Origin of the sequence: Collinsella aerofaciens, from assembly GCF_040910245.1 — a bacterium.
Taxonomy (GTDB): domain Bacteria; phylum Actinomycetota; class Coriobacteriia; order Coriobacteriales; family Coriobacteriaceae; genus Collinsella.
Genome location: NZ_JBDGAY010000003.1, coordinates 122,572 through 146,522 on the forward strand (window position 1 = coordinate 122,572; position 23,951 = coordinate 146,522).

22 protein-coding genes are annotated in these 23,951 nt (G+C 60.5%); 20 read left to right on the forward strand and 2 right to left on the reverse strand.

Annotated elements, in window-relative coordinates:
* The first annotated feature begins 6 nt into the window (after positions 1 to 6).
* Positions 7 to 4,485 (forward strand): DNA-directed RNA polymerase subunit beta', encoded by a 4,479-nt coding sequence (locus AB5Z20_RS02200; RefSeq protein ID WP_175406066.1) that lies wholly within the window; start codon positions 7 to 9, stop codon positions 4,483 to 4,485.
* A 12-nt stretch (positions 4,486 to 4,497) separates the two neighbouring features.
* Here the strand turns inward: AB5Z20_RS02200 and AB5Z20_RS02205 are convergent, their stop codons facing one another.
* On the reverse strand, positions 4,498 to 4,794 hold the full coding sequence (locus AB5Z20_RS02205) for a hypothetical protein (protein ID WP_368156111.1): 297 nt from the start codon (positions 4,792 to 4,794) through the stop codon (positions 4,498 to 4,500).
* Here AB5Z20_RS02205 and AB5Z20_RS02210 point away from each other — a divergent pair.
* The 6 genes from AB5Z20_RS02210 (at position 4,687) to rpsJ (ending at position 10,197) form a co-directional block, all read left to right on the forward strand.
* A complete protein-coding gene (locus tag AB5Z20_RS02210) occupies positions 4,687 to 5,205 on the forward strand; it encodes an RNA polymerase sigma factor (protein ID WP_368156097.1) in 519 nt (172 codons plus the stop codon). The genes AB5Z20_RS02205 and AB5Z20_RS02210 overlap by 108 nt on opposite strands.
* Positions 5,156 to 6,232 (forward strand): DUF4179 domain-containing protein, encoded by a 1,077-nt coding sequence (locus AB5Z20_RS02215; RefSeq protein ID WP_368156098.1) that lies wholly within the window; start codon positions 5,156 to 5,158, stop codon positions 6,230 to 6,232. The genes AB5Z20_RS02210 and AB5Z20_RS02215 overlap by 50 nt, the downstream gene beginning before the upstream one ends.
* 552 nt (positions 6,233 to 6,784) lie before the next feature.
* Positions 6,785 to 7,162 carry a 30S ribosomal protein S12 gene (rpsL, locus tag AB5Z20_RS02220; RefSeq protein ID WP_006235012.1) on the forward strand — a complete coding sequence of 126 codons (378 nt, stop codon included), beginning with the start codon at positions 6,785 to 6,787 and terminating at the stop codon, positions 7,160 to 7,162.
* 73 nt (positions 7,163 to 7,235) lie between these two features.
* Positions 7,236 to 7,709, forward strand: coding sequence for a 30S ribosomal protein S7 (rpsG, locus tag AB5Z20_RS02225; protein ID WP_006235013.1), 474 nt, complete (start codon positions 7,236 to 7,238; stop codon positions 7,707 to 7,709).
* 19 nt (positions 7,710 to 7,728) lie between these two features.
* Complete coding sequence (gene fusA, locus AB5Z20_RS02230) at positions 7,729 to 9,828, forward strand: elongation factor G (protein WP_117790123.1); 2,100 nt, start codon at positions 7,729 to 7,731, stop codon at positions 9,826 to 9,828.
* A gap of 60 nt (positions 9,829 to 9,888) precedes the next feature.
* On the forward strand, positions 9,889 to 10,197 hold the full coding sequence (gene rpsJ, locus AB5Z20_RS02235) for a 30S ribosomal protein S10 (protein WP_022094184.1): 309 nt from the start codon (positions 9,889 to 9,891) through the stop codon (positions 10,195 to 10,197).
* A gap of 115 nt (positions 10,198 to 10,312) precedes the next feature.
* Here rpsJ and AB5Z20_RS02240 read toward each other — a convergent pair whose 3' ends face one another.
* A complete protein-coding gene (locus tag AB5Z20_RS02240; protein ID WP_368156099.1) occupies positions 10,313 to 11,089 on the reverse strand; it encodes a biotin--[acetyl-CoA-carboxylase] ligase in 777 nt (258 codons plus the stop codon).
* 176 nt (positions 11,090 to 11,265) lie between these two features.
* Here AB5Z20_RS02240 and AB5Z20_RS02245 point away from each other — a divergent pair, with 176 nt between their 5' ends.
* From AB5Z20_RS02245 to AB5Z20_RS02305, 13 genes are all read left to right on the forward strand, one after another.
* Positions 11,266 to 12,225, forward strand: coding sequence for a 3-oxoacyl-ACP synthase III family protein (locus AB5Z20_RS02245; protein WP_368156100.1), 960 nt, complete (start codon positions 11,266 to 11,268; stop codon positions 12,223 to 12,225).
* Between the two features lie 52 nt (positions 12,226 to 12,277).
* Positions 12,278 to 12,514: an acyl carrier protein gene (locus tag AB5Z20_RS02250; RefSeq protein WP_055285196.1), complete on the forward strand. Its 237-nt coding sequence runs from the start codon at positions 12,278 to 12,280 to the stop codon at positions 12,512 to 12,514.
* A gap of 2 nt (positions 12,515 to 12,516) precedes the next feature.
* The gene (gene fabK, locus AB5Z20_RS02255; RefSeq protein WP_368156101.1) at positions 12,517 to 13,461 is read left to right on the forward strand and encodes an enoyl-[acyl-carrier-protein] reductase FabK; all 945 of its coding nucleotides are present in this window, start codon (positions 12,517 to 12,519) and stop codon (positions 13,459 to 13,461) included.
* Positions 13,449 to 14,375, forward strand: coding sequence for an ACP S-malonyltransferase (locus tag AB5Z20_RS02260; protein WP_368156102.1), 927 nt, complete (start codon positions 13,449 to 13,451; stop codon positions 14,373 to 14,375). The genes fabK and AB5Z20_RS02260 overlap by 13 nt, the downstream gene beginning before the upstream one ends.
* Before the next feature lie 30 nt (positions 14,376 to 14,405).
* Positions 14,406 to 15,179 (forward strand): 3-oxoacyl-[acyl-carrier-protein] reductase, encoded by a 774-nt coding sequence (gene fabG, locus AB5Z20_RS02265; RefSeq protein WP_368156103.1) that lies wholly within the window; start codon positions 14,406 to 14,408, stop codon positions 15,177 to 15,179.
* 39 nt (positions 15,180 to 15,218) lie between these two features.
* Entirely contained in the window at positions 15,219 to 16,466 is a 1,248-nt protein-coding gene (gene fabF / locus AB5Z20_RS02270; RefSeq protein ID WP_368156104.1) for a beta-ketoacyl-ACP synthase II, read from the forward strand.
* A 3-nt stretch (positions 16,467 to 16,469) separates the two neighbouring features.
* Entirely contained in the window at positions 16,470 to 16,946 is a 477-nt protein-coding gene (gene accB, locus AB5Z20_RS02275; RefSeq protein WP_368135049.1) for an acetyl-CoA carboxylase biotin carboxyl carrier protein, read from the forward strand.
* 9 nt (positions 16,947 to 16,955) lie between these two features.
* Complete coding sequence (gene fabZ / locus AB5Z20_RS02280; RefSeq protein ID WP_368156105.1) at positions 16,956 to 17,378, forward strand: 3-hydroxyacyl-ACP dehydratase FabZ; 423 nt, start codon at positions 16,956 to 16,958, stop codon at positions 17,376 to 17,378.
* Between the two features lie 10 nt (positions 17,379 to 17,388).
* Entirely contained in the window at positions 17,389 to 18,732 is a 1,344-nt protein-coding gene (locus AB5Z20_RS02285) for an acetyl/propionyl/methylcrotonyl-CoA carboxylase subunit alpha (RefSeq protein WP_368156106.1), read from the forward strand.
* Positions 18,719 to 20,443, forward strand: a complete 1,725-nt coding sequence (gene accD / locus AB5Z20_RS02290) for an acetyl-CoA carboxylase, carboxyltransferase subunit beta (protein WP_368156107.1) — start codon at positions 18,719 to 18,721, stop codon at positions 20,441 to 20,443. The genes AB5Z20_RS02285 and accD overlap by 14 nt, the downstream gene beginning before the upstream one ends.
* Positions 20,444 to 20,483: 40 nt before the next feature.
* Complete coding sequence (locus AB5Z20_RS02295) at positions 20,484 to 21,698, forward strand: PTS transporter subunit EIIC (protein ID WP_368156108.1); 1,215 nt, start codon at positions 20,484 to 20,486, stop codon at positions 21,696 to 21,698.
* A gap of 149 nt (positions 21,699 to 21,847) precedes the next feature.
* The gene (locus AB5Z20_RS02300) at positions 21,848 to 23,002 is read left to right on the forward strand and encodes a cation diffusion facilitator family transporter (protein ID WP_368156109.1); all 1,155 of its coding nucleotides are present in this window, start codon (positions 21,848 to 21,850) and stop codon (positions 23,000 to 23,002) included.
* Positions 23,003 to 23,041: 39 nt separating this feature from the next.
* Positions 23,042 to 23,662, forward strand: a complete 621-nt coding sequence (locus AB5Z20_RS02305; protein ID WP_368156110.1) for a histidine phosphatase family protein — start codon at positions 23,042 to 23,044, stop codon at positions 23,660 to 23,662.
* Positions 23,663 to 23,951: the final 289 nt, after the last annotated feature.

Here is a 23,951-nt window from a genome sequence, read left to right on the forward strand (position 1 = left end):
TTGACTGTGGCAGATTTCGAAGCTACTGATTTTGACTCGGTAAAGATCTCCCTTGCCTCCGCCGACCAGATCCGTTCCTGGTCGCACGGTGAGGTCAAGAAGCCGGAGACCATCAATTACCGTACCCTCAAGCCCGAGAAGGACGGCCTGTTCTGCGAGAAGATCTTCGGTCCCGCCAAGGACTGGGAGTGCTCCTGCGGCAAGTACAAGGGCATCCGCTTTAAGGGCATCGTCTGCGAGCGCTGCGGCGTCGAGGTCACCTCGGCCAAGGTGCGTCGCGACCGTATGGGCCACATCGAGCTCGCCGCTCCCGTGTCCCACATCTGGTACTTCAAGAGCCCCACGAGCTTCCCGATGAGCCGTATGCTCGACATCAAGTCCAAGGACCTCGAGAAGGTTCTGTACTTTGCCAGCTACATCATCACCGAGGTCGACTACGAGGCTCGCGAGGCCGACGCCGACGACCTGCGCGAGGAGCTCGCCGCCGATCTGGAAGAGATCGATGCCGAGTGCGCTCGCCAGATCGAGTCCCTCAAGGAGCAGGGCAACCCCGAGAACTTTGACGAGTTCTCCGACGAGGAGCCGCTGACCCCCGAGGAGATCGCCTCCGGCATCGTCGACATCGAGGAAGAGTGCAAGGACGAGAAGCAGCTCCGCACGGATGCCTTCAACGCCTTCATGAAGCTCAGCGAGCGCGACCTCATTTCCGATGAGCCGCTGTTCCGCGAGATGACCCGTTACTACTCCATGTACTTCAAGGGTGGCATGGGTGCCGAGGCCGTCCGCGACCTGCTCGCTGCCATCGACCTCCCCTCCGAGGCCGAGAAGCTCAAGGCCATCATTGCCGACGAGGACTCCCAGAAGCAGAAGCGCGAGAAGGCCGTTAAGCGCCTCGAGGTCGTTGACGCCTTCCTGAAGGGTGGCAACAGCCCCGCGAACATGATCCTGGACGTCATCCCGGTCATTCCGCCCGATCTGCGCCCGATGGTCCAGCTCGATGGCGGCCGCTTCGCCGCGTCCGACCTCAACGACCTGTATCGTCGCGTGATCAACCGTAACAACCGACTCAAGCGCCTGCTCGACCTGGACGCCCCTGCGATCATCGTGAACAACGAGAAGCGCATGCTCCAGGAGTCCGTGGACGCCCTGTTCGACAACGGCCGTCGTGGTCGCCCGGTCTCTGGCCGTGGCGGTCGCCCGCTCAAGTCGCTCGCCGAGGCCCTCAAGGGCAAGCAGGGTCGTTTCCGTCAGAACCTGCTGGGTAAGCGTGTCGACTACTCTGGCCGTTCGGTAATCGTTACCGACCCCAAGCTGCTGCTGCACCAGTGCGGTCTGCCCAAGACCATGGCGCTGGAGCTCTTCAAGCCCTTCGTCATGAAGCGCCTGGTCGAGCTTGGCAAGGTCGAGAACATCAAGGGCGCCAAGCGCGCTATCGACCGCGGTGCCACCTTTGTGTGGGATATCCTCGAAGAGGTCATCGACGGCCGCGTCGTGCTGCTCAACCGTGCACCGACCCTGCACCGTCTGTCCATCCAGGCCTTTGAGCCGGTGCTGGTCGAGGGCAAGGCTATCCACCTGCACCCGCTGGTCTGCTCGCCCTTCAACGCCGACTTCGACGGCGACCAGATGTCTGTCCACGTGCCGCTGTCCAGCCAGGCTCAGGCCGAGGCCCGCGTGCTCATGCTCTCTGCGAACAACCTGCGCTCGCCGGCATCCGGCAAGCCGGTCAACATCCCCTCGCAGGACATGATCATCGGTGTGTACTACCTTACCCAGGTTCGCGAGGGTCTGCCGGGCGAGAACCACGTGTTCTCGAGCTTCGACGACGCGCTGCACGCCTATGACTGCCGCTCCGAGGTCGACATGCAGGCCAAGATCCAGGTCCGCGTGTCCGCTGCCGATGCCAACGTCATCAACGAGGACGGCACCCGTATCTTCCGCGTCAAGAACGGCAAGAACGAGTTTGTCGACTACGACGTCACCGGCAACAAGACCGCGCGCTTCGAGACCTCTATCGGCCGCATCATCTTCAACCGCCAGTGCCTGCCCGAAGACTATGAGTTCATGAACTACAAGATGGTCAAGGGCGACGTGGCCAAGCTGGTTGCCGATTGCTGCGATCGTTATCCCGAGGCCAAGGTCGGCCCGATTCTCGACGCCATCAAGTACTCCGGCTTCCACTACGCTACCCGCGCCGGCCTCACCATCTCGGTGTGGGACGCTCTCATCCCTGCCGAGAAGCAGGAACTGCTCGACCGCGCCCAGGCCAACGTCGACCAGATCAACGAGTACTTCGAGGAGGGCTTCATCAACGAGACGGAGCGCCACATCGAAGTCGTTAACGAGTGGACCGCTTGTACCGACAAGGTTGCAGCGCTCATGCTCGACATGTTCGACGAGGAGAACCCGCTCTACATGATGGCCGACTCCGGCGCCCGTGGTTCTAAGACCCAGCTGCGTCAGCTCGGTGGCATGCGTGGCCTGATGGCAGACATGTCCGGCGAGACGATCGACCTTCCCATTAAGGCGAACTTCCGCGAGGGTCTGCTGCCGCTCGAGTACTTCATTTCGACCTACGGCGCCCGTAAGGGCCTGGTCGATACCGCATCCCACACCTCGGACTCTGGTTATCTGACCCGTCGTCTGGTCGACGTGGCCCAGGACGTCATTGTCCGCGAGGAGGACTGCGGTACGCACGAGGGCGTCACCTACAACCTCATCATCCCCGGCACCACCGACCTCAACACCGACCTCGTCGGCCGTTGCTTCATTGAGGACGTCGTGGCTCCCGATGGCACCGTGCTCTTTGAGCAGGACGGCTACATCGAGAAGGTCGCCGACATCCAGAAGATGGTCGATGCGGGCCTTAAGAAGGTCAAGCTTCGCGCGCTGCTCACCTGCCGCTCCAAGTACGGCGTGTGCCAGAAGTGCTACGGCTGGGATCTTTCCACCCGTCGTCCGGTCGCCATCGGCACTGCCGTCGGCATTATTGCCGCCCAGTCCATCGGCGAGCCCGGTACGCAGCTTACGATGCGTACCATTCACTCCGGCGGCGTCGCTGGCGTCGACGATATTACGCAGGGTCTGCCTACGGTCAGCCGTATGTTCGATATCGTCGGCAACGTCAACGAGAAGATTCTGGGTCGCGAGGCCGAGCTGGCTCCGTACTCCGGTCACCTCTCGATTAAGCCCGAGAAGTCCGAGTACGTGCTGACGCTCACCGACTCCGAGGACCACACCCGTGTCCTCGACGAGCGTCGCGTCCCCGCTTCGGTGCGCTTTATGCCCGAGATCGAGGACGGCTGCGAGGTTCGCGCCGGCGATCAGATCACCAAGGGCTTCGTCAACTTCCGCAACCTGCGCAAGCTGACCGACATCGAGTCGACGATGCACACCTTCGTCGAGAGCGTCAAGGACGTCTACACCAGCCAGGGCGTCGACCTGAACGACAAGCACATCGAGGTGCTCGCACGTCAGATGCTGCGTCGCGTTCAGATCACCAACCCCGGCGATTCCAAGTACCTGCTCGGTCAGTACGTCGACCGCTACGAGTTTGCCGACGAGGTCGAGCGCGTTGCCCGTCTGGGCGGTCAGGCTCCTGTGGCCGAGCCCGTCATCCTGGGTACGCTCAAGGTCGCGTCCAACATCGACTCCTGGCTGTCGAGCGCTTCGTTCATCCGTACCGCCGGCGTCCTTACCGAGGCTGCCATCGAGGGCAAGGTCGACCACCTGCTCGACCTTAAGTCCAACGTCATCGTCGGTAAGAAGATCCCGGCCGGTACCGGCCTCAAGCCGTACGCCAACGCCAAGCTGACGTATCGCACGGCCGATGGCTACGTGGACATCGACGGCCCGGCTTCGCCCAACGCCAAATCGCTGCCTGAGTGGGCTCCGGTTGAGCTCAAGGACCTGGACGAGCAGCTCCCGCAGCAGCTCGACTGGGCCGGCTATGACGAGTTCGGTGGTGCTGACGGTTCGTTCACCCGCAACGGCCACACCATCTCCGCCGAGAAGGCTCGCCTGTACCTGTTCGACGACCTGGGCGTGTCGCAGCGCTGGACCAACAAGTTCAGCGAGGTCGGCATCGAGACGGTCGGCGACCTGGTCGGCAAGTCCGAGGAGGATCTGCTGCGCATTGATGGTATCGGTGCCAAGGCGATCGAGGAGCTCCGTGACGGCCTGGAGGCCCACGACCTGCTCTACATCCTCGAGAACAACGATGACGTTGCCGACGAGGAAGACCTCTCGCAGCTGCTGCAGATGGTCTTTAGCCCCGACGGTCCGGACGACATCCTGCTGGGCACCTCTGCCGCGCCGACGCATCACGCCGACGCCGACGAGGAGCTCCTGGGCGCCCCGATCGACGACAAGAAGGCTCCCGCCAACGGTGCCATCAACGAGGACATGGCTTCCCTCGACGAGCTGCTCAACCAGCTCGTGGACACCGACGACGCCGAAGAGGCCAAGGACAACGACGAGGAGTAACTTCCAAGTACGTTAACCGCCCTTCCAAAGACCCGCTTCCCAACAGGGAAGCGGGTCTTTTTTGTTGAAGAAAACCTGCCAAAAAGGGACAGGTTTATTTTGGTAGGTTTTTCCTGCTTGAATTTGAAACAATTCGTCCGGCCAGAGCGTATCTATGGTGAGGGCCTCATCGATAATCATTAACGTCACCGGGAGGTGATTATGGAAGAACAAGCATTTAGACAGGCGGTCGAAGATCACCGGGATGTCGTGTTTCGGATCGCATTGACGTACCTGCGCGATTGCGCCGATGCCGACGATGTTGCCCAAGACGTCTTTCTTAAGTTGCTTAAAAGCGATGGACACTTTGAAAGTCGGGAACATCTTCGTCGCTGGCTTATCCGGGTCACGATCAATGAATGCAAATCGCTCTTTCGAAAGCCATGGAGGCGTGTGGAGGATATTGAGAACCTGGCCGATTCGCTTTCGGCGGCGCAGGATGAGACCAAGGCGGTCCTGTCAGACGTTATGCGACTTCCGGAGCGATTCCGTGTTCCCATCGTGCTCTATTACTATCTGGGCTTTTCGACCTCAGAGATTGCCGAGTTACTGCATGTGCCAGCCGCTACCGTTCGAACGCGTTTAGCTCGCGGTCGATCGAAGCTCAAATTCATCCTAGAGGAGGGCGACCGTGAAATCCAATCAAATCAAGCGGGCCTTCGAGTCCATCCAAGCCGATAGCAATCTTGCAGATCGCGTCCTTAATACCGCTGCGGGTGAGCCGCTTCATCGAAAGGGCCACGCGAAGCCTCTCTATGTTGCCGTAATCGGATGTCTTGCCGGAGTGCTGGCGACCGGAGGAGTCGCCTACGCCGTCGTCAATTCCAGTTATTTTGCCTCTGCCTGGGGAAACCATGGAAACGGAGAGTCCATTACCTGGACTCAAGGTGGCTCGTCGGGGACTAAATATACCTACACCAGAGAGTTTGGTGATGGTATCGCGCCCCAAAGCTTGGAGGGTTCAGTACAGAAGGTCAATCTGTCCGTCGAGGGCAACGGCTATACACTCGACATTCATGATATGGCTATCGATAAAAACGGTTGCGGTGCCGTGACGTTTACGTTGTCCAATCCAAATGGTGTTAACTACTACAAGCCGGCAGCAGAGACTGGCGAACTTGTTCTCTATGGTGAAGAAGAACAAGGAATCGGCACGCCCAGCATGAACTTCGGCGAGGAATGGGCTGACACACGCTGCACAATTGATAAGGACACATCAAGCGACACGGTCATTAATGGCACGATGTACTTTGCCTCTATGGATCGCGAGCGAGGTTTTCAACATGCGGTCACCTGGAATATCCAGTGGACCGAGGGCGAAGGTGAGAGTGCGAGGCAGTTTAAAGCATCGACGCCCGAGTTTAGCGTTGGAGCGTACGTCGATACAAAGGAACTCCGCTCCGGTGACTCGTCTCTCGAGATCAGTCCGTTTTCCATCCAGACGCACATCGATGATTTGGGCTATGAAGCAGTTGATAATAAGCTGACCGTCAGCTACAAGGATGGATCGGAGCAGATTATCGAAGATGACGACGCAGGGGTGTTCAACTTATATTTTTCTTATGCGCGCAATAGCGGAGAGAACATCTGGGTGCCAACGAAGTTGATTGATGTCGACCAAGTGGTCTCAGTAACGCTTGAGGGCACGAGGTGCACGTCAACAGGAGAGACCGAAACAGAAGTACCCTTTACCATCGTCTATTCGTAAGATTTGGGGCCGCTTCCTACTAGGGGAGGCGGCCCATTTTGCATTAAATGGACGGTTAGACCGAGCGACATACTTCCGAAGACGCCGCCGATTTCCATGCGACAGATGAGAGCAGATCAACGCTGGAGTGCGACGTTTCCCCAGATAAAACCGACCATAATAAACCTGTCCCTATTTGGAAGGGAACGTTGCCCCGCCGAGCACGTCGGATTCCCGGCCCGGGCGGCGCGGAGGTTAAGTTTGTCGCGAGTTCCGCACGAGCCGGAGGCCACTTAATGTGGCCTCCGCGCGAGCCAGGACTGTAGAGCAGCAAACTTAAAACCTGGGCCGCCCGGGCCGGGGATCCGCCCCCGCGCACAGAAGAAGATTCCTTTTGTGTAGGCTTTGCGGAAATGTGCCAATTTTGGGATACGCCCGGCGGCGTGGTCTGTTGACGGCACAGCTAACGCCACGTATCCTATCGAACTGCGTGTTTCGTAGGGGGATGCTGACCCCTCGATTCAAGCCGTTGCACTTTACAGAAAGCTGGAATCATTCGAGAAGGAGTACGCTTTGCCTACTATTAACCAGCTGGTTCGCCAGGGCCGTCGTTCCGTGCCCAAGAAGTCCAAGAACGCTGCTCTGCAGCACAACTCCCAGAAGCGCGGCGTGTGCACCCGCGTCTTCACCACGAGCCCCAAGAAGCCGAACTCGGCTCTTCGTAAGGTTGCCCGTGTTCGCCTCGTCAACGGCATCGAAGTTACTGCCTACATCCCGGGTGAGGGCCACAACCTGCAGGAGCACTCCATCGTGCTCGTCCGCGGCGGTCGTGTCCGTGACCTCCCTGGTGTCCGTTATCACGTCATCCGTGGCGCCTACGACGCTGCTCCGGTCCAGAACCGTATGCAGGCCCGTTCCAAGTACGGTGCTAAGCGCCCCAAGGCCAAATAAGCCAGATAACGTTTTGATACTTTCGCCGTGTGCCGCCTAAGCGCCGCACGGTAGACACTTAAGGAGATTTCACATGCCGCGTCGTGCAGCAGCTAATCGTCGTGAGGTTCAGCCTGACGCCGTTTACAACAACCGCCTGGTGACTCAGCTCATCAACAAGGTCCTTCTTGACGGCAAGAAGGCCACCGCTGAGCGCATCGTTTACACCGCTTTCGAGATCGTTGCCGAGAAGTCCGAGGGTGGCGACGCTCTCGCTACCTTCAAGAAGGCTATGGACAACGTCAAGCCCACGCTCGAGGTCAAGCCCAAGCGTGTCGGTGGCGCTACCTATCAGGTCCCGATGGAGGTCAACTCCCGTCGTTCCACCGCTCTGGGTATCCGCTGGATCGTCAACTTCTCCCGCGCTCGCAAGGAGAAGACCATGGCCGAGCGTCTCGCCAACGAGATCCTCGACGCTTCCAACGGCCTGGGCGCTTCCGTCAAGAAGCGTGAGGACGTCTTCAAGATGGCCGAGGCCAACCGCGCGTTCTCTCACTATCGTTGGTAAGTTAAGGTAAGGAACTAACATGGCTAAGCCTAAGTACAAGCTTTCCGATACCCGTAACATCGGCATCATGGCTCACATCGATGCCGGTAAGACCACCACGACCGAGCGTATTCTTTACTACACCGGTAAGACCCACAAGATCGGTGAGGTCCATGAGGGCGCTGCCACCATGGACTGGATGGTTCAGGAGCAGGAGCGCGGCGTAACCATTACCTCCGCTGCTACCACCTGCTTCTGGAACAAGGACGGTAAGGACTACCGCATCCAGATCATCGACACCCCGGGCCACGTTGACTTCACCGCCGAGGTCGAGCGCTGCCTGCGCGTCCTCGATGGCGCTGTCGCCGTCTTCGACGCCGTTGCCGGCGTTCAGCCCCAGTCTGAGACCGTTTGGCGTCAGGCTTCTACCTTCAACGTCCCCCGCATCGCCTTCATCAACAAGTATGACCGCGTGGGCGCTGACTTCTTCAACGCTATCGAGACCATGAAGGATCGTCTCGACGCCAACGCTGTGGCCGCTCAGGTCCCGATGGGCGCCGAGGACAACTTCTGGGGCGTCATCGACCTCGTCACCATGACCGCATGGGACTTCAAGGCCGACGACAAGGGCATGACCTACCCCGAGCCGATGGACGAGATCCCGGCTGAGTTCGCCGACATCGCTGCCACCAAGCGCGAGGAGCTCCTCGACGCTGCTGCCAGCTTTGACGACGAGCTCATGGAGAAGATCCTCATGGAGGAGGACTTCACCGTCGAGGAGCTCAAGGCTGCTCTGCGCAAGGGCGTTCTGGCCAACGAGCTCAACCTCGTCTTCGTGGGTTCCGCCTACAAGAACAAGGGCGTTCAGGAGCTGCTCGACGCTGTCGTCGACTACCTGCCCAGCCCGCTTGACGTTGAGGCCGTCACCGGTACCGATCCGGACACCGGCGAGGAGATCCAGCGTCATCCTTCCTTCGACGAGCCCTTCTCCGGCCTGGTCTTCAAGATCATGACCGACCCGTTCGTCGGTAAGCTCACCTACGTCCGCGTTTACTCCGGCCGCGCCGAGTCCGGCTCCTACGTTGTCAACGCTTCCAACGGTCAGCGCGAGCGCCTCGGCCGCATCCTCGAGATGAACGCTGCCGAGCGTATCGACCGTGACGACGCTGCCGCCGGCGACATCGTCGCTTGCGTCGGCTTTAAGAACTCCACCACCGGTGACACCCTGTGCGCCGAGGGTAAGGAGATCGTCCTCGAGAAGATCGAGTTCGCTAAGCCCGTTATCGACGTTGCCATCGAGCCCAAGACCAAGGCTGAGCAGGACAAGATGTCCCTGGCTCTGACCAAGCTCGCCGAGGAGGACCCGACCTTCCAGGTGTCCACCAACCACGAGACCGGCCAGACCATCATCGCCGGCATGGGCGAGCTGCACCTCGAGATCATCGTCGACCGTCTGCTCCGCGAGTTCAAGGTTGACGCTAACGTTGGTAAGCCCCAGGTTGCCTACCGCGAGACCGCTGGTCACGACGTCGAGAAGGCTGAGGGCAAGTTCGTCCGTCAGTCCGGTGGTCGCGGTCAGTACGGTCACGCCGTCATCAAGCTCGAGAAGATGGAGGAGGGCTTCGGCTACGAGTTCGTCAACGCTATCGTCGGCGGCGTCGTGCCCAAGGAGTACATCCCGTCCATCGACAAGGGCATCCAGGAGGCCCTGAACACCGGTGTTATCGCCGGCTTCCCGGTCCTCGACGTCAAGGTCACCCTGTTCGACGGTTCTTACCACGAGGTCGACTCCTCCGAGGCCGCCTTCAAGATCGCCGGTTCCATGGCTATCAAGGACGCTCTCAAGAAGTCCGACCCGCAGCTGCTCGAGCCGATCATGGCTGTCGAGGTCGAGACCCCCGAGCAGTACATGGGCGACGTTATGGGCAACCTCTCCGGTCGCCGCGGCAAGATCGAGGGCATGGAGGATCGCAAGAACAGCAAGCTCATCCGTGCCAAGGTGCCGCTGGGCGAGATGTTCGGTTACGCTACCGACCTTCGCTCCCAGACCCAGGGCCGTGCATCCTACACGATGCAGTTCGACTCTTATGAGCCCGCGCCCAAGTCCATCGTGGACGAGGTCATGAGCAAGAACGCCTAAGTTCGAGCTCCCTGTTACGTAATCCGCGAGAACATCTCTCGCACTCTTTGGAGGTTTAAGTTGGCTACCCAGAAGATCCGCATTCGCCTCAAGGGCTATGATCACGAGGTCGTCGATCAGTCCGCGAAGCTCATCGTCGAGACCGCTCAGAAGACCGGCGCTCGCGTTTCCGGTCCTGTCCCCCTGCCCACCGAGCGTAACCTGTACACGGTTATCCGCTCGCCGCACGTGAACAAGGACTCCCGTGAGCAGTTCGAGATGCGCACCCACAAGCGCCTCATCGACATCCTCGACCCCACCTCGGGCACCGTTGATTCGCTCATGCGTCTCGACCTCCCCGCTGGCGTCGACATCGACATCAAGCTCTAAGCGATATCGCTCATAGCTTAAAGAGCCCCGCTGCCATGTTGGTAGCGGGGCTCTTTTGTTTTGAATAATGGTTTGGACTGCCGGGTAATACTGCCGAGTAGGTGGCTGCAGCGCCCTATTCGCTCAAGGGACGCAGCGATGCCTCCTCAAAATGGAAGGATCGCGAGCCGCCTTCCGTTTCGATACATGCGCGACCAAAGGTATCGACGGTTTTAAAGATGCCGCGTGCCAGCTCGTCTCCGGCAGGGGAACGGGCGATAACGTGCTCTCCGATCCAATTGAGGTGAGTGACGTATTCGCCGTGGACGGGCGCGAGCGGTCCGGTGTTTTCTTTCATGGCGTCGAGCAGCTCTGCCCACGCGTCCACAGCGTTTACGACGGTGTGATAGACCTCTTTGAGTAACACATCGACGGCGGGAACGTTCTCGTTGAGATCCGAGAGACCGATTGCCGGCAGGCCGCCATCGGGAACCTCCGAGGGCACATAGTTCACATTGACGCCAATGCCGCAGACGGCGAAAGGTTTGCCTTCGTTATCGCGTGCGGCCTCGACCAGAATGCCGCCGAGCTTGCGTCCTCGCGCGACGAGGTCGTTGGGCCATTTGAGGCCAATCTTGTTTGCAAGACCCTGCTTTTCGAGCGCCTCGAGCACCGCTAGGCCGCTGACGGCGGCAAGACCGGAGTACTTGGCTGGATCAACACGTGGACGTAGGACAATCGAGAGCAACAAGTTACCAGCGGTTGAATCCCACTTATGGCCGCGTCGGCCGCGTCCTGCTGTCTGAGCCCGTGCGGCAAGTCCTGTGCCGTGCGGCGCTCCCTGTTTTCCTGCTTCGAGCAGGTCATCGTTGGTCGATCCGGTTACGTCGACTATCGTTAATTTGGCATCCATAACGGCTGCTACCTCCTTAATGAATAAGTGAATAACGCAATGGTGTCGAGAAGTAGACACAATGTGAAGCCTTTGTCGCATTTGGACAATTTAATGTTAACACGTCAACAACGACTGAAATGCGCTATCCTCTCTTGGTCGATGTAAACACGTCAACAACTCAAAGGAGGTTAGTGATGGGTTTCACGATTCTTGGAACAGGCTCGGCGCTTCCTAAGCGCAGTGTTTCCAATGACGAGCTGTCCGAGTTCCTGGACACCTCGGATGAGTGGATTTTTACCCGTACGGGGATCAAGAGCCGCCATGTGTGCACCGCCGAGTCACTCGACGACCTTGCCGTGGCAGCGAGCGAGCAAGCGCTCCAAGCGTCCGGACTCGATGCGAGCCAGCTGGATCTTATCGTCTGCTCGACGACGACGGGCGATCATCTCGTTCCTGCCGAAGCGTGCGCCGTTGCTGAGCGCCTGGGTGCCACATGTCCAGCCTTCGACGTTTCGGCGGCTTGTGCCGGCTTCGTATTTGCGCTCGATGTCGCCGAGGGCTATATCGCTCGAGGACGAGCCAAGCATGTGCTTGTCGTTGCCTCCGAGCAGATGACGCGCGCCCTTGACTGGTCAGACCGCGCCACGTGCGTGCTCTTTGGCGACGGCGCGGGCGCTGCAGTGATGGGGGCTGGGGGAGACAACCCCCTTGCCGTTGAGCTTTCGACGGCGCCCGACGTCGAGACGTTGCGCGTTCCCGGTCTGGTCGGCACCTCGCCGTTTAAGGACTCCGCAGATAGCGCGAGCGTGCTGTCCATGAATGGTCGCCGCGTGTTCAAGTTCGGCGTCAACGCCATCTGCGACACGGTCCATAAGCTTGCGAGCGATGCGGGCATTTCGGTCGAAGACATCGATCATTTTGTATTCCATCAGGCTAACGAACGAATCCTGAGTCAGGCGGTCAAGCGTCTCGACGTGCCAGACGAGCGCGTGGTTCGAACGCTACGCGAGACCGGCAACATTTCGAGCGCCTGCATTCCCTTTGCGCTTGACCGGCTGGCACGTACCGACGCACTGAATGAGGACGACACCATCGCCCTCGTTGGATTTGGCGCCGGCCTGGATATAGGTGGCTATCTGCTTCGTTGGAAGTAGTCGCACATAGGAAATAAAAACGCCCCTAGGGCACAAACAAAGGAGAACTACCATGGCAGATCAGAAGACCTTCGAGCGCGTTTGCGACGTTATCCGCGAGACCGCTGGCCTTGACGACGTCGAGATGAAGCCCGAGTCCACGCTCGAGGAGATTGGCCTCGACAGTCTGGGCACCGTCGAGATCCTCGTCGCCGTCGAGGACGAGTTTGGCATTGAGCTCGATACCGAGGAGAACCCCAAGACGGTCGGCGAGTTCGTCGATACGGTCGAGGCGGCATTGGAGAAGTAGTGATGCTCAAGTCTCCTCTCTGCGATCTGCTCGGCATCGAAAAACCCGTGTTCCAGGGTGGCATGGCCTGGATTGCCGATGCCTCGCTGGCATCTGCCGTGTCCGAGGCGGGCGGCTTAGGCATTATCGCGGCCATGAATGCCGACGCAAACTGGCTGCGCGATCAGATTCACGAGCTGCGCGCCAAGACGGATAAGCCCTTTGGCGTCAACGTTATGCTCATGAGCCCGTTTGTCGACGAGGTCGCACAAGTGGTGATCGATGAGCGGGTGCCCGTTGTGGTGACCGGCGCCGGCAATCCCACCAAGTACATGAAGGCCTGGGGCGATGCGGGCATCAAGGTTATTCCCGTCGTGGCTTCGGTGGCGCTGGCGCGTCTCGTGGCGCGTCGCGGAGCCACTGCCGTGGTTGCCGAGGGTACCGAATCAGGCGGCCATATTGGCGAGACCTCGACGATGGCGCTGGTGCCGCAGGTTGTCGATGCGGTCGATATTCCCGTGGTTGCGGCTGGCGGCATCGCCGATGGCCGCGGTGTGGCGGCCGCCTTTATGCTCGGCGCTGCCGGCGTCCAGGTGGGAACACGCTTTCTGGTCGCAAACGAGTGCACCGTATCCGAACAGTACAAAGAGCTGGTGCTCAAGGCGGGCGACACGTCGACGCGTGCGACCGGTCGCTCGACGGGACATCCGGTTCGCGCCCTCAAGAGCCCCTTTACCAACGCGTATGCCAAGAACGAGGCGGCGGGCGCAAGCCCCGAGGAGCTCGGGGCCATGGGCACGGGCGCGCTTCGTAAAGCCGCAAAGGACGGTAATTACGAAGAGGGTTCGTATTTGTGCGGACAGATTGCCGGCATGGTCAACGAACGCCAGAGCGCACGCGAAATCGTCGACGATCTGGTCGATGGCGCCGAGCATGTCCTGAAGGGTGCGTCCGCATGGGTAGCGTAGCGTTTCTGTTTGCCGGTCAGGGTGCCCAGCATCCCGCGATGGGCGTCGACCTCATCGAAGCATCACCGGCGGCTGCCGAGGTGTTTGCGATCGCCGACGAGGTGCGTCCGGGAACCAGTGAGCAGTGCCGGAGCGCCTCCAAGGAGGAGCTCTCGCAGACCGAGAACACGCAGCCTTGCGTGTTCGTGCACGACTTGGCTGTCGCCGTCGCCCTGCGCGAGCGCGGCGTGGTGCCTGCCGCTTGTGCGGGATTCTCGCTGGGCGAGGTCGCTGCACTCACCTTTGCGGGGGCGTTCGATACGCGAGCGGGCTTTGAGCTTGTGTGCGAGCGCGCGGCGCTTATGGCCACGGCGGCTGAGCGCCATCCGGGCGGCATGCGCGCAGTCATCAAGCTCGATGCGGCGCAGGTCGAGGGCTTGGCAAAACAGGCCGGCGAGGACTGCTGGCCGGTCAACTACAACAGCCCCCAGCAGACGGTTGTGGCCGGAGCGCCCGATGCGTTGCAAACCCTCGACGTCCTGGTAAAAGAGGCTGGTGGCCGGGCCATGAAGGTCGCGGTGTCGGGTGCATTCCATAGCCCCTATATGGCCGAGGCGACCTGTGGCCTTGCTGCATATATCGAGGCCGGTCACGCGCCGTTCCCGTTGCTCATTCCTGTTATGGCAAATATGACGGCGGCGCCTTATCCGGCCGACCCGCAGGCGGCATCGGAGGTGCTGGCCAACCAGGTGAGTCATGCCGTGCGCTGGGTCGACACGCTGCATGCTCTGCAGGATCAAGGCATCGACACGTTTATTGAGGTCGGCCCCGGCAAAACGCTGTCGGGCCTGGTCAAGCGTACGCTGAGCGACGTTCGCGTGTATTCGTGCGAAACGGCCGAGCAGGTCGCAGCTATTGCCGACGAACTCGCATAGTTCACAGGGCTGTAACCCGAAAGGAATGACATGGGCAACTTGAACAACGGCGCGCTCGAGCGCAACGACTCACGTCACGTGGCGCTTGTCACGGGCGGCTCGCGCGGCATCGGTCGCGCTTGTGCCGTGGGCCTGGCGGAGGACGGCTTTGATATCGCCGTCGTCTATGCCGGTAGCGCAGATGCGGCGCGCGAGACGTGCGAAGCCTGTGAGGCGGCTGGCGCCACGGCGCGCGCATATCAATGTGACGTGGCCGACCCCGCTGCCGTCAACGCGTGCGTGGAAGCGGTCCTCAACGACTTTGGCTTCATTTGGGCGCTCGTCAACAACGCTGGCATCACCCGCGATGGCCTGCTCATGCGCATGGGCGATGACGCCTTCGATCGCGTGCTCGATGTCAATCTTAAAGGAACGTTTAACACGACGCGCGCGCTCACCAAGACCTTTATGCGCCAGCGCGGCGGTTGCGTCATCAACATGAGCTCGGTTGTGGGCCTGATGGGCAATGCCGGGCAGGCCAACTACGCCGCCTCCAAGGCGGGCGTCATCGGTCTGACCAAGGCGGTGGCGCGCGAGCTTGCGCCACGCGGCGTACGAGTGAACGCGGTCGCCCCCGGGTTTGTCGAGACCGATATGACGGCAAAGCTATCGGATAAGGTTCGCGCGGCAACCGAGGAGCAGATTCCCCTAAAGCGCATGGCGCACCCCGAGGAAGTGGCCGGCGTGGTGCGCTTTTTGGCGAGTGATGCGGCTGCCTACATTACGGGCGAGGTCGTGCGCGTCGACGGCGGAATGGCGATGTAGAAACCAGAGCCGAACAACGGCTTGAATGAGGAGACCATGATGGAACAGAGAGTTGCAATCACCGGTATCGGTGCCGTATCGCCGCTCGGTAACACGGCGCTTGCTACCTGGGCGGCCATGTGCGCCGGCACGTGCGGCATCGGCCCGATCACGCACTTCGATACCGATGCGTTTGCCGTTAAGGTGGCGGCCGAGGTCAAGGGTTTTGACGGCAACGAGTACTTTGGCAAGCGTGACGCCAAGCACCTGGACCCCTGCGTTCAGTTTGCCCTGGCAGCGTCGGACGAGGCCATGCACGATGCGGGCTTTGATGTCGAGGGCGCCATCGATCGCGAGCGCCTGGGCGTCTACGTGGGTTCGGGCGTGGGCGGCATGCAGACACTCGTCGACAACGTCCACACGATCGCCGATCGGGGACCTCGCCGCGCATCGCCCTATATGATTGCGATGATGATTCCCAATATGGCGTCGGGCAATATCGCGATCCGCCACAAGGCAAAAGGCCCGACCCTGCCCGTGGTGACTGCGTGCGCGACTTCGGCCCATGCCGTGGGCGAGGCGTTCCGCGCCATCAAGCACGGCTATGCCGATGCAATCCTGGCTGGCGGCGCCGAGGCCGCAATCATTCCCGATGCCGTTGCGGGCTTTACGTCCTGCCGTGCACTCACCACTAATCCTGACCCGTCGACGGCATGCCGTCCGTTCGATGCGAATCGCGACGGCTTTGTGATGGGCGAGGGCGCCTGCGTGCTGGTACTCGAGAGCATGGAACACGCGCTGGCTCGCGGGGCGCACATTTATGCCGAGGTCGTGGGCTACGGCAACACCGATGATGCCTATCACATCACGAGCCCCGATCCCGAGGCTGCCGGCATTGCCCGCGCGATATCGCTGGCGGTTGCCGAGGGTGACGTCAAGCCTTCCGAGGGTCTCTACATCAATGCCCACGGCACCTCGACCAAGCTCAACGATTCGTCCGAGACGGCGGGCATCAAGCGAGCGCTCGGCGAGGACGCGGCACGAGCCGCGCACGTCTCGTCGACCAAGTCGATGACCGGCCATATGATCGGTGCCACGGGTGCCATCGAGGTCATGGCCTGTGCCATGGCGCTCGAGCAGGGCGTGGTGCCGCCGACCATTAACTACCACACACCCGATCCCGCCTGCGATCTTGACTACACGCCCAATCGCGCGGTTCGCGCCGACCTTACCTGGGCGCTTTCGACCAATCTGGGCTTTGGCGGACACAATGCCGCCATCGCGCTGCGTAGATATGCAAGGAGCTAGAGCATGGATTCCAAAAGACTTGCCGAGATAGCCGATGTTATGGAGGACCGCGGCCTCACGCGCGTGCGCGTTGAGGAGCCCGATGGCACCGCGGTCGAGCTCGAGCGCGCGAGCGCCGCACAGCCGGTTGCCGTGCCCATGCCTATGCCGGGTGCCGTGACTGCTCCGGCGGTGGCTCCTGTCGCCATGCCTGCTGCCGCACCGGAGCCCGCCGCGCAGGCGCCTGTCGCCGCACCGGAGCCCAAGGGCACCGAGGTGACCGCTCCCATGGTCGGCGTTTTCTATGCTGCCCCGGCGCCGGGCGACGAGCCGTTTGTGCACGTGGGCTCCAAGGTCAAGGCCGGTGAGACCCTCTGCATCATCGAGGCCATGAAGGTTCTCAACGAGGTGACGGCCGAGGCAGACGGCGAGGTGCTCGAGATCTGCGTGGCCGACGGCGACCTCGTGGAGTTTGGCAGCTGCCTCATGAGGATCGGATAGGTGATATCCATGAACAAAGAAGAGCTCAAGAAGCTGTTGCCGCATCGTGAGCCGATGCTTTTGCTCGACGAAGCCGAGCTAGTGGGCGACGAGGCCCACGGCAAGATCACGATTACGGGCGACGAGTACTTTTTGCAGGGGCATTTTCCGGGAAACCCGGTCGTCCCCGGCGTGATTCAGTGCGAGATGCTCGCCCAGAACTGCTGCGTGCTGCTGATGGGCGATGAGGAGGCGCGCGGCGCGACGCCGTTCTATACGAGCCTCGATAAGGTGCGCTTTAAGCGTCCGGTGCGCCCGGGCGACACGGTTGATCTGGTGTGCTCCATCACGCGTGCGCGCGGGCCGTTCCGCTTTGCGACGGGTACTGCGAGCATCAACGGTGAGGTTTGCTGCCGCGCCGATATGTCTTTTGCACTCATGCACGAAAGTTAAGGAAGGCTTCATGTTCGACAAAGTGCTCATCGCCAACCGCGGCGAAGTCGCGGTCCGTGTTATCCGCGCGTGCCGCGATATGGGCATCAAGACCGTCGCCGTTTATTCCACGGCCGATGCGGACGCGCTGCACGTGCAGCTTGCCGACGAGGCATATTGCATCGGCGGCCCGCGTCTTTCCGAGAGCTACCTCAACGACGATGCCGTGCTCACCTGTGCCGTGAAGTCGGGGGCAAAGGCAATTCATCCCGGCTATGGTTTCTTTTCCGAGAAGGCGAGCTTCGTGCGCGACTGCGACAAGTATGGTCTGGCGTTTGTCGGTCCTTCGGCCGAGGTAATCGACAGCATGGGCGACAAGGACGCCGCACGTCGAACGGCTGCCGCGGCGGGCGTGCCCATCGTTCCGGGCTGCGATTTGCTCAAAAGCCCCGAGGAGGCAACGGCCGAGGCCGAACGCATTGGCTGCCCCGTGCTTATTAAGGCGCGTGCCGGTGGTGGCGGTCGCGGCATTCGCAAGGTCGAGCGCGTGGAAGATGCGGCAAAGGCGTTTATCGAGGCGCGCGCCGAGGGCGAGGCCGTTTTTGGCGACGGCGAGTGCTACATGGAGAAGTTTGTCGCGCCGGCGCACCACGTTGAGGTGCAGATTATGGCCGATAAGCAGGGCCATGTGTTTTCGCTTGGCGAGCGTGAGTGCTCGGTGCAGCGCCGCAACCAAAAGCTGATCGAGGAGAGCCCCGCGCCGTGCCTCGACGGACACGACGACATTCGTGCTCGCATGCACAAGGCGGCGCGTGACCTGGCTCGTGCCGTCGGCTACGAAGGAGCCGGTACCATCGAGTTCCTGTATTCGGACGACGGCAATTTCTACTTTATGGAAATGAACACGCGCTTGCAGGTGGAGCATCCGGTTACGGAGTTTGTGACCGATACCGACTTGGTCAAGTGGCAGCTGCGCGTGGCAGCCGGCCAACCTCTGCCCTTTGAGCAGGAGGACATGCCGGTCCGCAACCACGCCATGGAGTGCCGCATCAATGCCGAAACGCCGGACTTTCTGCCGTCATGTGGAACGGTCACCGCGTTGCGTGTGCCGGGTGGTCCGCGCGTGCGCTGGGATTCCGCCATGTTTACCGGTGCGACAGTTCCGCCGTACTACGACTCCATGCTCGGCAAGCTCATCGTGTGTGCGCCCACGCGTGACGGCGCCATTCGCAAGATGCGCTCGGCCCTGGGCGAGCTCGTGATTGAGGGCGTGAGTGAAAACAGCGAGCTTCAGCTCGACGTGCTGGCAAACGACGAGTTCTTGTCGGGCATGTATCACACCGATCTGATGGGGCATCTCTATGCTGATGAATAGAAAAGCGAAGACGGTCAATGTCCTCGAGGGTCCGATAACCGAGTCGTGCGCCGAGTTTCCCGCGCGCCACGTGTTTGTCAAGTGCCCGGAGTGCCGCCGTGTGATCGATGAGGCACGCCTGCACGACAACCTCGAGGTCTGCCCTCGTTGCGGCAAACACTTTCGCGTGAGCGGTCGCGCGCGCATGCGCATGACGGTCGACGAGGGCATGTTTGAGGAATGGGATGCCAATCTGGCGTCGGAGGACTTCCTCTCGTTTCCCGGCTATGCCGACAAGCTCAAGAGCGTGAGCGAGCGTTCGGGCGAGCGCGATGCCGTTGTGTGCGGCAGGGGCAAAATCTGCGGTTGCGATACCGCGCTCTTCTTTATGGACGCCAACTTTATGATGGGCTCGATGGGCTCCGTGGTGGGCGAGAAGATCTGTCGCGCATTTGAGCGTGCGACCGAGCTGGGATTGCCAGTTGTCGGCTTTACCGTTTCGGGCGGTGCGCGCATGCAGGAGGGCGTGACCTCGCTTATGCAGATGGCCAAGATTTCTGCGGCGGTTAGGCGCCACAGCGAGGCGGGCGGCCTGTATATTACGGTGCTCACCGACCCCACGACCGGAGGCGTAACCGCGAGCTTTGCCATGGAGGGCGACATTATCCTGGCCGAGCCCGATGCCCTAACGGCATTTGCCGGCCCGCGCGTGATCGAGCAGAACATGCACAAGCGCCTGCCCAAGGGATTCCAGCGCTCCGAGTTTTTGCTGGAGCACGGCTTTTGCGATGCCGTTGTTCCGCGTGGCGAGATTGCGCTCACGGTAGGCGAGCTGTTGGCGCTGCACGAAGGGCATGCGCCCAGCCTGGGGGCACCGCATGAGATCGTGCATGCGGGTCGCCGCGGCAAAAAGCTGGGACACTTGTTTAAGCGCTCGCCGGCACCAAAAACCGCGCTCGAGATTGTCAAGCAGACCCGCTCGGCAGATCGCGCCACGGCGGGTGAGATGATCTCGCTGGGCCTGGATGGATTTGTGGAGCTGCACGGCGACCGTTACTTTGGCGACGACGCCGCTGTGGTGGCTGGCATTGGCTGGAAAGACGGACGCCCCGTAACGGTCATCGCCATCGAGCGCGGCACCACGACCAAAGAGCGTATGCGCCGCAACTTTGGCATGGCGCATCCCGAGGGCTACCGCAAAGCGCGTCGCCTTATGCGCCAGGCCGAAAAGTTTGGTCGACCGGTTCTGTGCCTGGTCGATACTTCGGGCGCGTTTTGCGGCATCGGTGCCGAGGAGCGCGGTCAGGGCGAGGCGATTGCCCAGAATCTCGTGGAGATGAGCGGCCTTAAGACGCCGATTGTCTCGGTGGTGACAGGCGAGGGCGGCTCTGGTGGCGCGCTGGCGCTATCCGTGGCCGACCGCATCCTGATGCTCTCGAGCTCGGCCTATTCGGTCGTGAGCCCCGAGGCCTGTGCGTCGATCCTGTGGAAGGATACCGAGCGCGCGAATGAGGCCGCCGAGGCGCTTAAGCTCACAGCCCCCGATCTGTTGGCGCTCGGCATCATCGACGACGTTGTCGACGATAGGGGCCTGTCGCATGAGGAGATCGCCGGCGCCGTCATGTCCTCGGCATTTGCTGCCTTCGATACGCTTGGGCGGCTCGACGACGCGACCCTCACAAACCTCCGCTACGAAAAGTACCGCGCAATCGGTCAGTACCGCACGATGTGACAAAGGGTCAGTCCGCATGTCACATTGAGAAAGGCGTTCCATGTCACAAGTTTCTAACACCTCGTTTACAACGACGGTTTCATCAAACGCCATGGCCGTGGTGGACTATCTGTCCAAAAGCATGATGTCGGCGCTGCCGTTTATTGTCTGCGCGGCGTTGTTCCGCACCGTCGCCGTCATTATGGGCGAAGGCATGCTGGGCCTGTGGTCTGCCGATTCCGAAATCTATCGCCTGTTCTACAGTTGGCTCTATAACGCCGGCTACTACTTTTTGCCCATTTATCTTGGTTGGGCGGCCGCTCGCCAGCTCGGTTGCTCGGAGCAGCTGGGCATGATGCTGGGTGGCGTATTGATTGCGCCCGATTTGCTTAAGCTCGTCGATGCCGCACCGACGACGGGGGCATCGATGACTTCCGTGTATGGCCTGCTTCCCGCGCCGGTCAACGATTACACGACGACCGTTATTCCGGTTCTCATCTCGGTGCCCGTGCTATGGCGAGTGGAGTGTTTCTTTAAGCGCGTTATCCCCCAGGCCGTGGCGTTTTCGTTCGTTCCGTTTGCAACCATGCTCGTCATGGTTCCGGTATCCCTGTGTATCACGGCGCCGGCGGGCAGCTATCTGGGAATGTTGCTGGGCAAGCTTATGTTTATGCTTGGCAATTCCGGTGGCATCGTGTCGCTGCTCACGCTCATGGGGCTTGCCGCGGGCTGGGAGTTCCTTAAGATCGCGGGCGTCAGCAACGTTGTCCTATCGCTCGCCTACGCGCAGTTTATGAGTATGGGAACGGATTCGTGCATCCTGATCGCCGCGACGATGGCAACGTTTGCCGTTTGGGGCATGCCCTTTGGTGCGTCGCTCCGCGTTGCGGATAAGGACGAGAAGGCGCTCATGCTGGGCTATTCAATCTCGGGTGTTCTTGGCGGCGTAAGCGAGCCGGCGCTGTACGGTTGCGGCTTTAAATATGGCAGGTGCCTGACGTGCATGGCCATTGGCGGCGCTGTCGGAGGCCTTGTTGCTGCCGTGGGCCACGTTACGGCCTATACCATCGGCATGACGAATGTCCTCATGGTCATTGGCTTTGCCACAGGTGGTTTTTCGAACCTGCTGTGGTGCTGCTTTGCCGGCGGCACAGCATTTGCGGTGTCTGCGGCGCTGAGCTACTGCTTTGGCGTGGTGCCGGCGAAGGGGCAGGCGACGGGGGACGGAGCCGATTCGCCCAAAACCTCGAAGAGCGTGGCCGAGGCAAGCGCATAAATCGATTGACAAAGGTGCAGTCCCGCATGTCGCACTCCAAGGCCGTGGCTCGTGTGGGCTGCGGCCTTTTGTATCTTGAGGACAAAGTGGCTACACTACAATCCGTTTGAGCAATAGATATATAGGTAGTACCGTGGGGGCGGATGTAGATGGTCGAGTGGATTGTTAGGCGCGCACAGGGCAATCGTGCGCGTGTGGGCACGTTAGCTGGCATGGTGTGTATTGTCGCCAATGTTGCGCTTTGTGCTGCGAAGGGTGCAATTGGTGTGGTTTCGGGATCGGTTTCGATTGTGGCGGATGCCATGAACAACCTGTCCGATGCCAGCTCGAATATCGTGAGCGTGCTGGGCTTTAAGCTGGCGAGCAAGCCGGCCGACCCCGAGCATCCTTACGGCCACGGTCGCTACGAGTATCTCTCGGGTCTGGTCGTGGCGGCACTCGTGCTGCTGATTGGCGTTGAGCTGGTGAAGTCCTCGGTTGAGCGCGTCATCCACCCCGAACCTGTCGAGTTCTCGCTTGCCCTGGTGGCAGTTCTAGTGCTTTCGATGGTCGTAAAGCTCTGGATGGCGGCCCTCAACCAAAAGCTCGGCGATCGCATTGAGTCCGAGACGCTGCATGCGACCGCGCAAGATTCCAAGAACGATGTCCTTGCCACGGGCGCCGTGCTGGCGTGCGCAATTGTTTCGCAGGTGACGCACATCAATCTTGACGCGTGGGTCGGCCTTGCCGTTGGCGCCTATATTGGCTGGAGCGGCTTTGAGCTTATCCAAGATACGGTGAGCCCGCTTTTGGGCCAGACGCCCGATCCTAAGCTCGTCGAGCACATTCGAGACAAGATCATGAGCTACCCCGGCGTTTTGGGCGTTCACGATCTGATGGTTCACGACTACGGCCCGGGCAGGAAGTTCGCAAGCGCTCACGCCGAGATGGCAGCCGAGGCCAGCCCGCTGGAAAGTCACGACACGCTCGATAACATCGAGCAGGCGTTTAGGGACGAAGACGGCATGATTGTCACGCTCCATTACGACCCCATCGTGACCGACGATCCCAAGGTGGCGAGCATGCGTTTACGCATTAACGCCATGGCCCAACAGATCGATAGCCGCCTTTCGATTCACGACCTGCGCTGTGTGCCGGGTCCTACGCACACCAACGTGATCTTTGACTGTGTGCGTCCCTCGGATCTGCAGATGAGTGCCGAAGACTTAAAGCACGCGCTGGCGAAACGTGTCGAATCCGAATATCCCAAGTCGATTGCCAAGATCACGATCGACGAAGACTATGTAGGCCATACCCACGAGTAGAGCCGCGCCGATAAAGCTAGTTATATAGAAGGGGAGAGCATGAAGCGTCTATATCTACTCCGCCACGGCCAGACAGAATTCAACGTTAAAAAGCTCGTCCAGGGTCGCTGCGATTCACCGCTCACCGATCTGGGCCGTCATCAGGCACAGACAGCAGCCGCATGGCTAAAGGCCCACGGCGTTGTCCCCGACAAAGTAGTCTCGTCGCCTTTGGGTCGAGCCATGGACACAGCTCAGCTCGTCGCAACCGAACTCCTCGGCGCAGACGCAGCAGCCGAGCCCTGCAAAGGCATCATCGAGCGCTGCTACGGCACCTTCGAGGAAGGCCCGCACGACGCGCTGCCCACCGACGTCTGGGATCCGGGCGAGGACCTGGTCCCCTTCGGAGGAGAAGGAAGCCGCGCGCTGCAAGAGCGCATGGTAGACACCCTCACCAATCTCATGGGCGCCGAGGGCATAGAAACCCTCCTAGCAGTAAGCCACGGCAGCGCCAGTCGCCAATTCATCAAGGCTGCAGCCCCAGAGGGCTTCGAGCTCCCAGCAAAACTCCCCAACTGCGCCATCATGGTCTTCGATTTTGACGATACGCGAGAAGAGGACGATACGCCCCAATGCAAGTTCACCTTGCAACAAATTGTGGATCCCCAACAAAGTAATTAGCTGAGCGAGCAGAGTTAAGCAGACATCAACGTGTCGTCTCCCGAGCTTGGCAGAGGGGCGGCGAAATATATTAAGTTTGTCGCGAGTTCCGCACGCAAAGGAAAGCACTTAATGTGCTTTCCGTCTTGCGCAGGACTGTAGAGCAGCAAACTTAATATATTTCGCCGCCCCTCTGCCAAGCCCAGGCGACTCCACGCACTTTACCTGCGTAAACGGTTGATTTCCGATCTCAACCGAACATATTGAGCGAATAGGCCGTTCCCGCAGTTAGCCGAACGCCCCCGCGGCC

What these genes read in the sequence shown, in the direction of transcription:
- AB5Z20_RS02210 (WP_368156097.1), top strand. Translation starts at nt 4,687, where the DNA reads ATGGAAGAACAAGCATTTAGACAGGCGGTCGAAGATCACCGGGATGTC.
- rpsG (WP_006235013.1), top strand. Translation starts at nt 7,236, where the DNA reads ATGCCGCGTCGTGCAGCAGCTAATCGTCGTGAGGTTCAGCCTGACGCC.
- fusA (WP_117790123.1), top strand. Translation starts at nt 7,729, where the DNA reads ATGGCTAAGCCTAAGTACAAGCTTTCCGATACCCGTAACATCGGCATC.
- AB5Z20_RS02240 (WP_368156099.1), bottom strand. Translation starts at nt 11,089, where the DNA reads ATGGATGCCAAATTAACGATAGTCGACGTAACCGGATCGACCAACGAT.
- AB5Z20_RS02245 (WP_368156100.1), top strand. Translation starts at nt 11,266, where the DNA reads ATGGGTTTCACGATTCTTGGAACAGGCTCGGCGCTTCCTAAGCGCAGT.
- AB5Z20_RS02250 (WP_055285196.1), top strand. Translation starts at nt 12,278, where the DNA reads ATGGCAGATCAGAAGACCTTCGAGCGCGTTTGCGACGTTATCCGCGAG.
- fabK (WP_368156101.1), top strand. Translation starts at nt 12,517, where the DNA reads ATGCTCAAGTCTCCTCTCTGCGATCTGCTCGGCATCGAAAAACCCGTG.
- AB5Z20_RS02260 (WP_368156102.1), top strand. Translation starts at nt 13,449, where the DNA reads ATGGGTAGCGTAGCGTTTCTGTTTGCCGGTCAGGGTGCCCAGCATCCC.
- fabG (WP_368156103.1), top strand. Translation starts at nt 14,406, where the DNA reads ATGGGCAACTTGAACAACGGCGCGCTCGAGCGCAACGACTCACGTCAC.
- fabF (WP_368156104.1), top strand. Translation starts at nt 15,219, where the DNA reads ATGGAACAGAGAGTTGCAATCACCGGTATCGGTGCCGTATCGCCGCTC.
- accB (WP_368135049.1), top strand. Translation starts at nt 16,470, where the DNA reads ATGGATTCCAAAAGACTTGCCGAGATAGCCGATGTTATGGAGGACCGC.
- fabZ (WP_368156105.1), top strand. Translation starts at nt 16,956, where the DNA reads ATGAACAAAGAAGAGCTCAAGAAGCTGTTGCCGCATCGTGAGCCGATG.
- AB5Z20_RS02285 (WP_368156106.1), top strand. Translation starts at nt 17,389, where the DNA reads ATGTTCGACAAAGTGCTCATCGCCAACCGCGGCGAAGTCGCGGTCCGT.
- accD (WP_368156107.1), top strand. Translation starts at nt 18,719, where the DNA reads ATGCTGATGAATAGAAAAGCGAAGACGGTCAATGTCCTCGAGGGTCCG.
- AB5Z20_RS02295 (WP_368156108.1), top strand. Translation starts at nt 20,484, where the DNA reads ATGTCACAAGTTTCTAACACCTCGTTTACAACGACGGTTTCATCAAAC.
- AB5Z20_RS02300 (WP_368156109.1), top strand. Translation starts at nt 21,848, where the DNA reads ATGGTCGAGTGGATTGTTAGGCGCGCACAGGGCAATCGTGCGCGTGTG.
- AB5Z20_RS02305 (WP_368156110.1), top strand. Translation starts at nt 23,042, where the DNA reads ATGAAGCGTCTATATCTACTCCGCCACGGCCAGACAGAATTCAACGTT.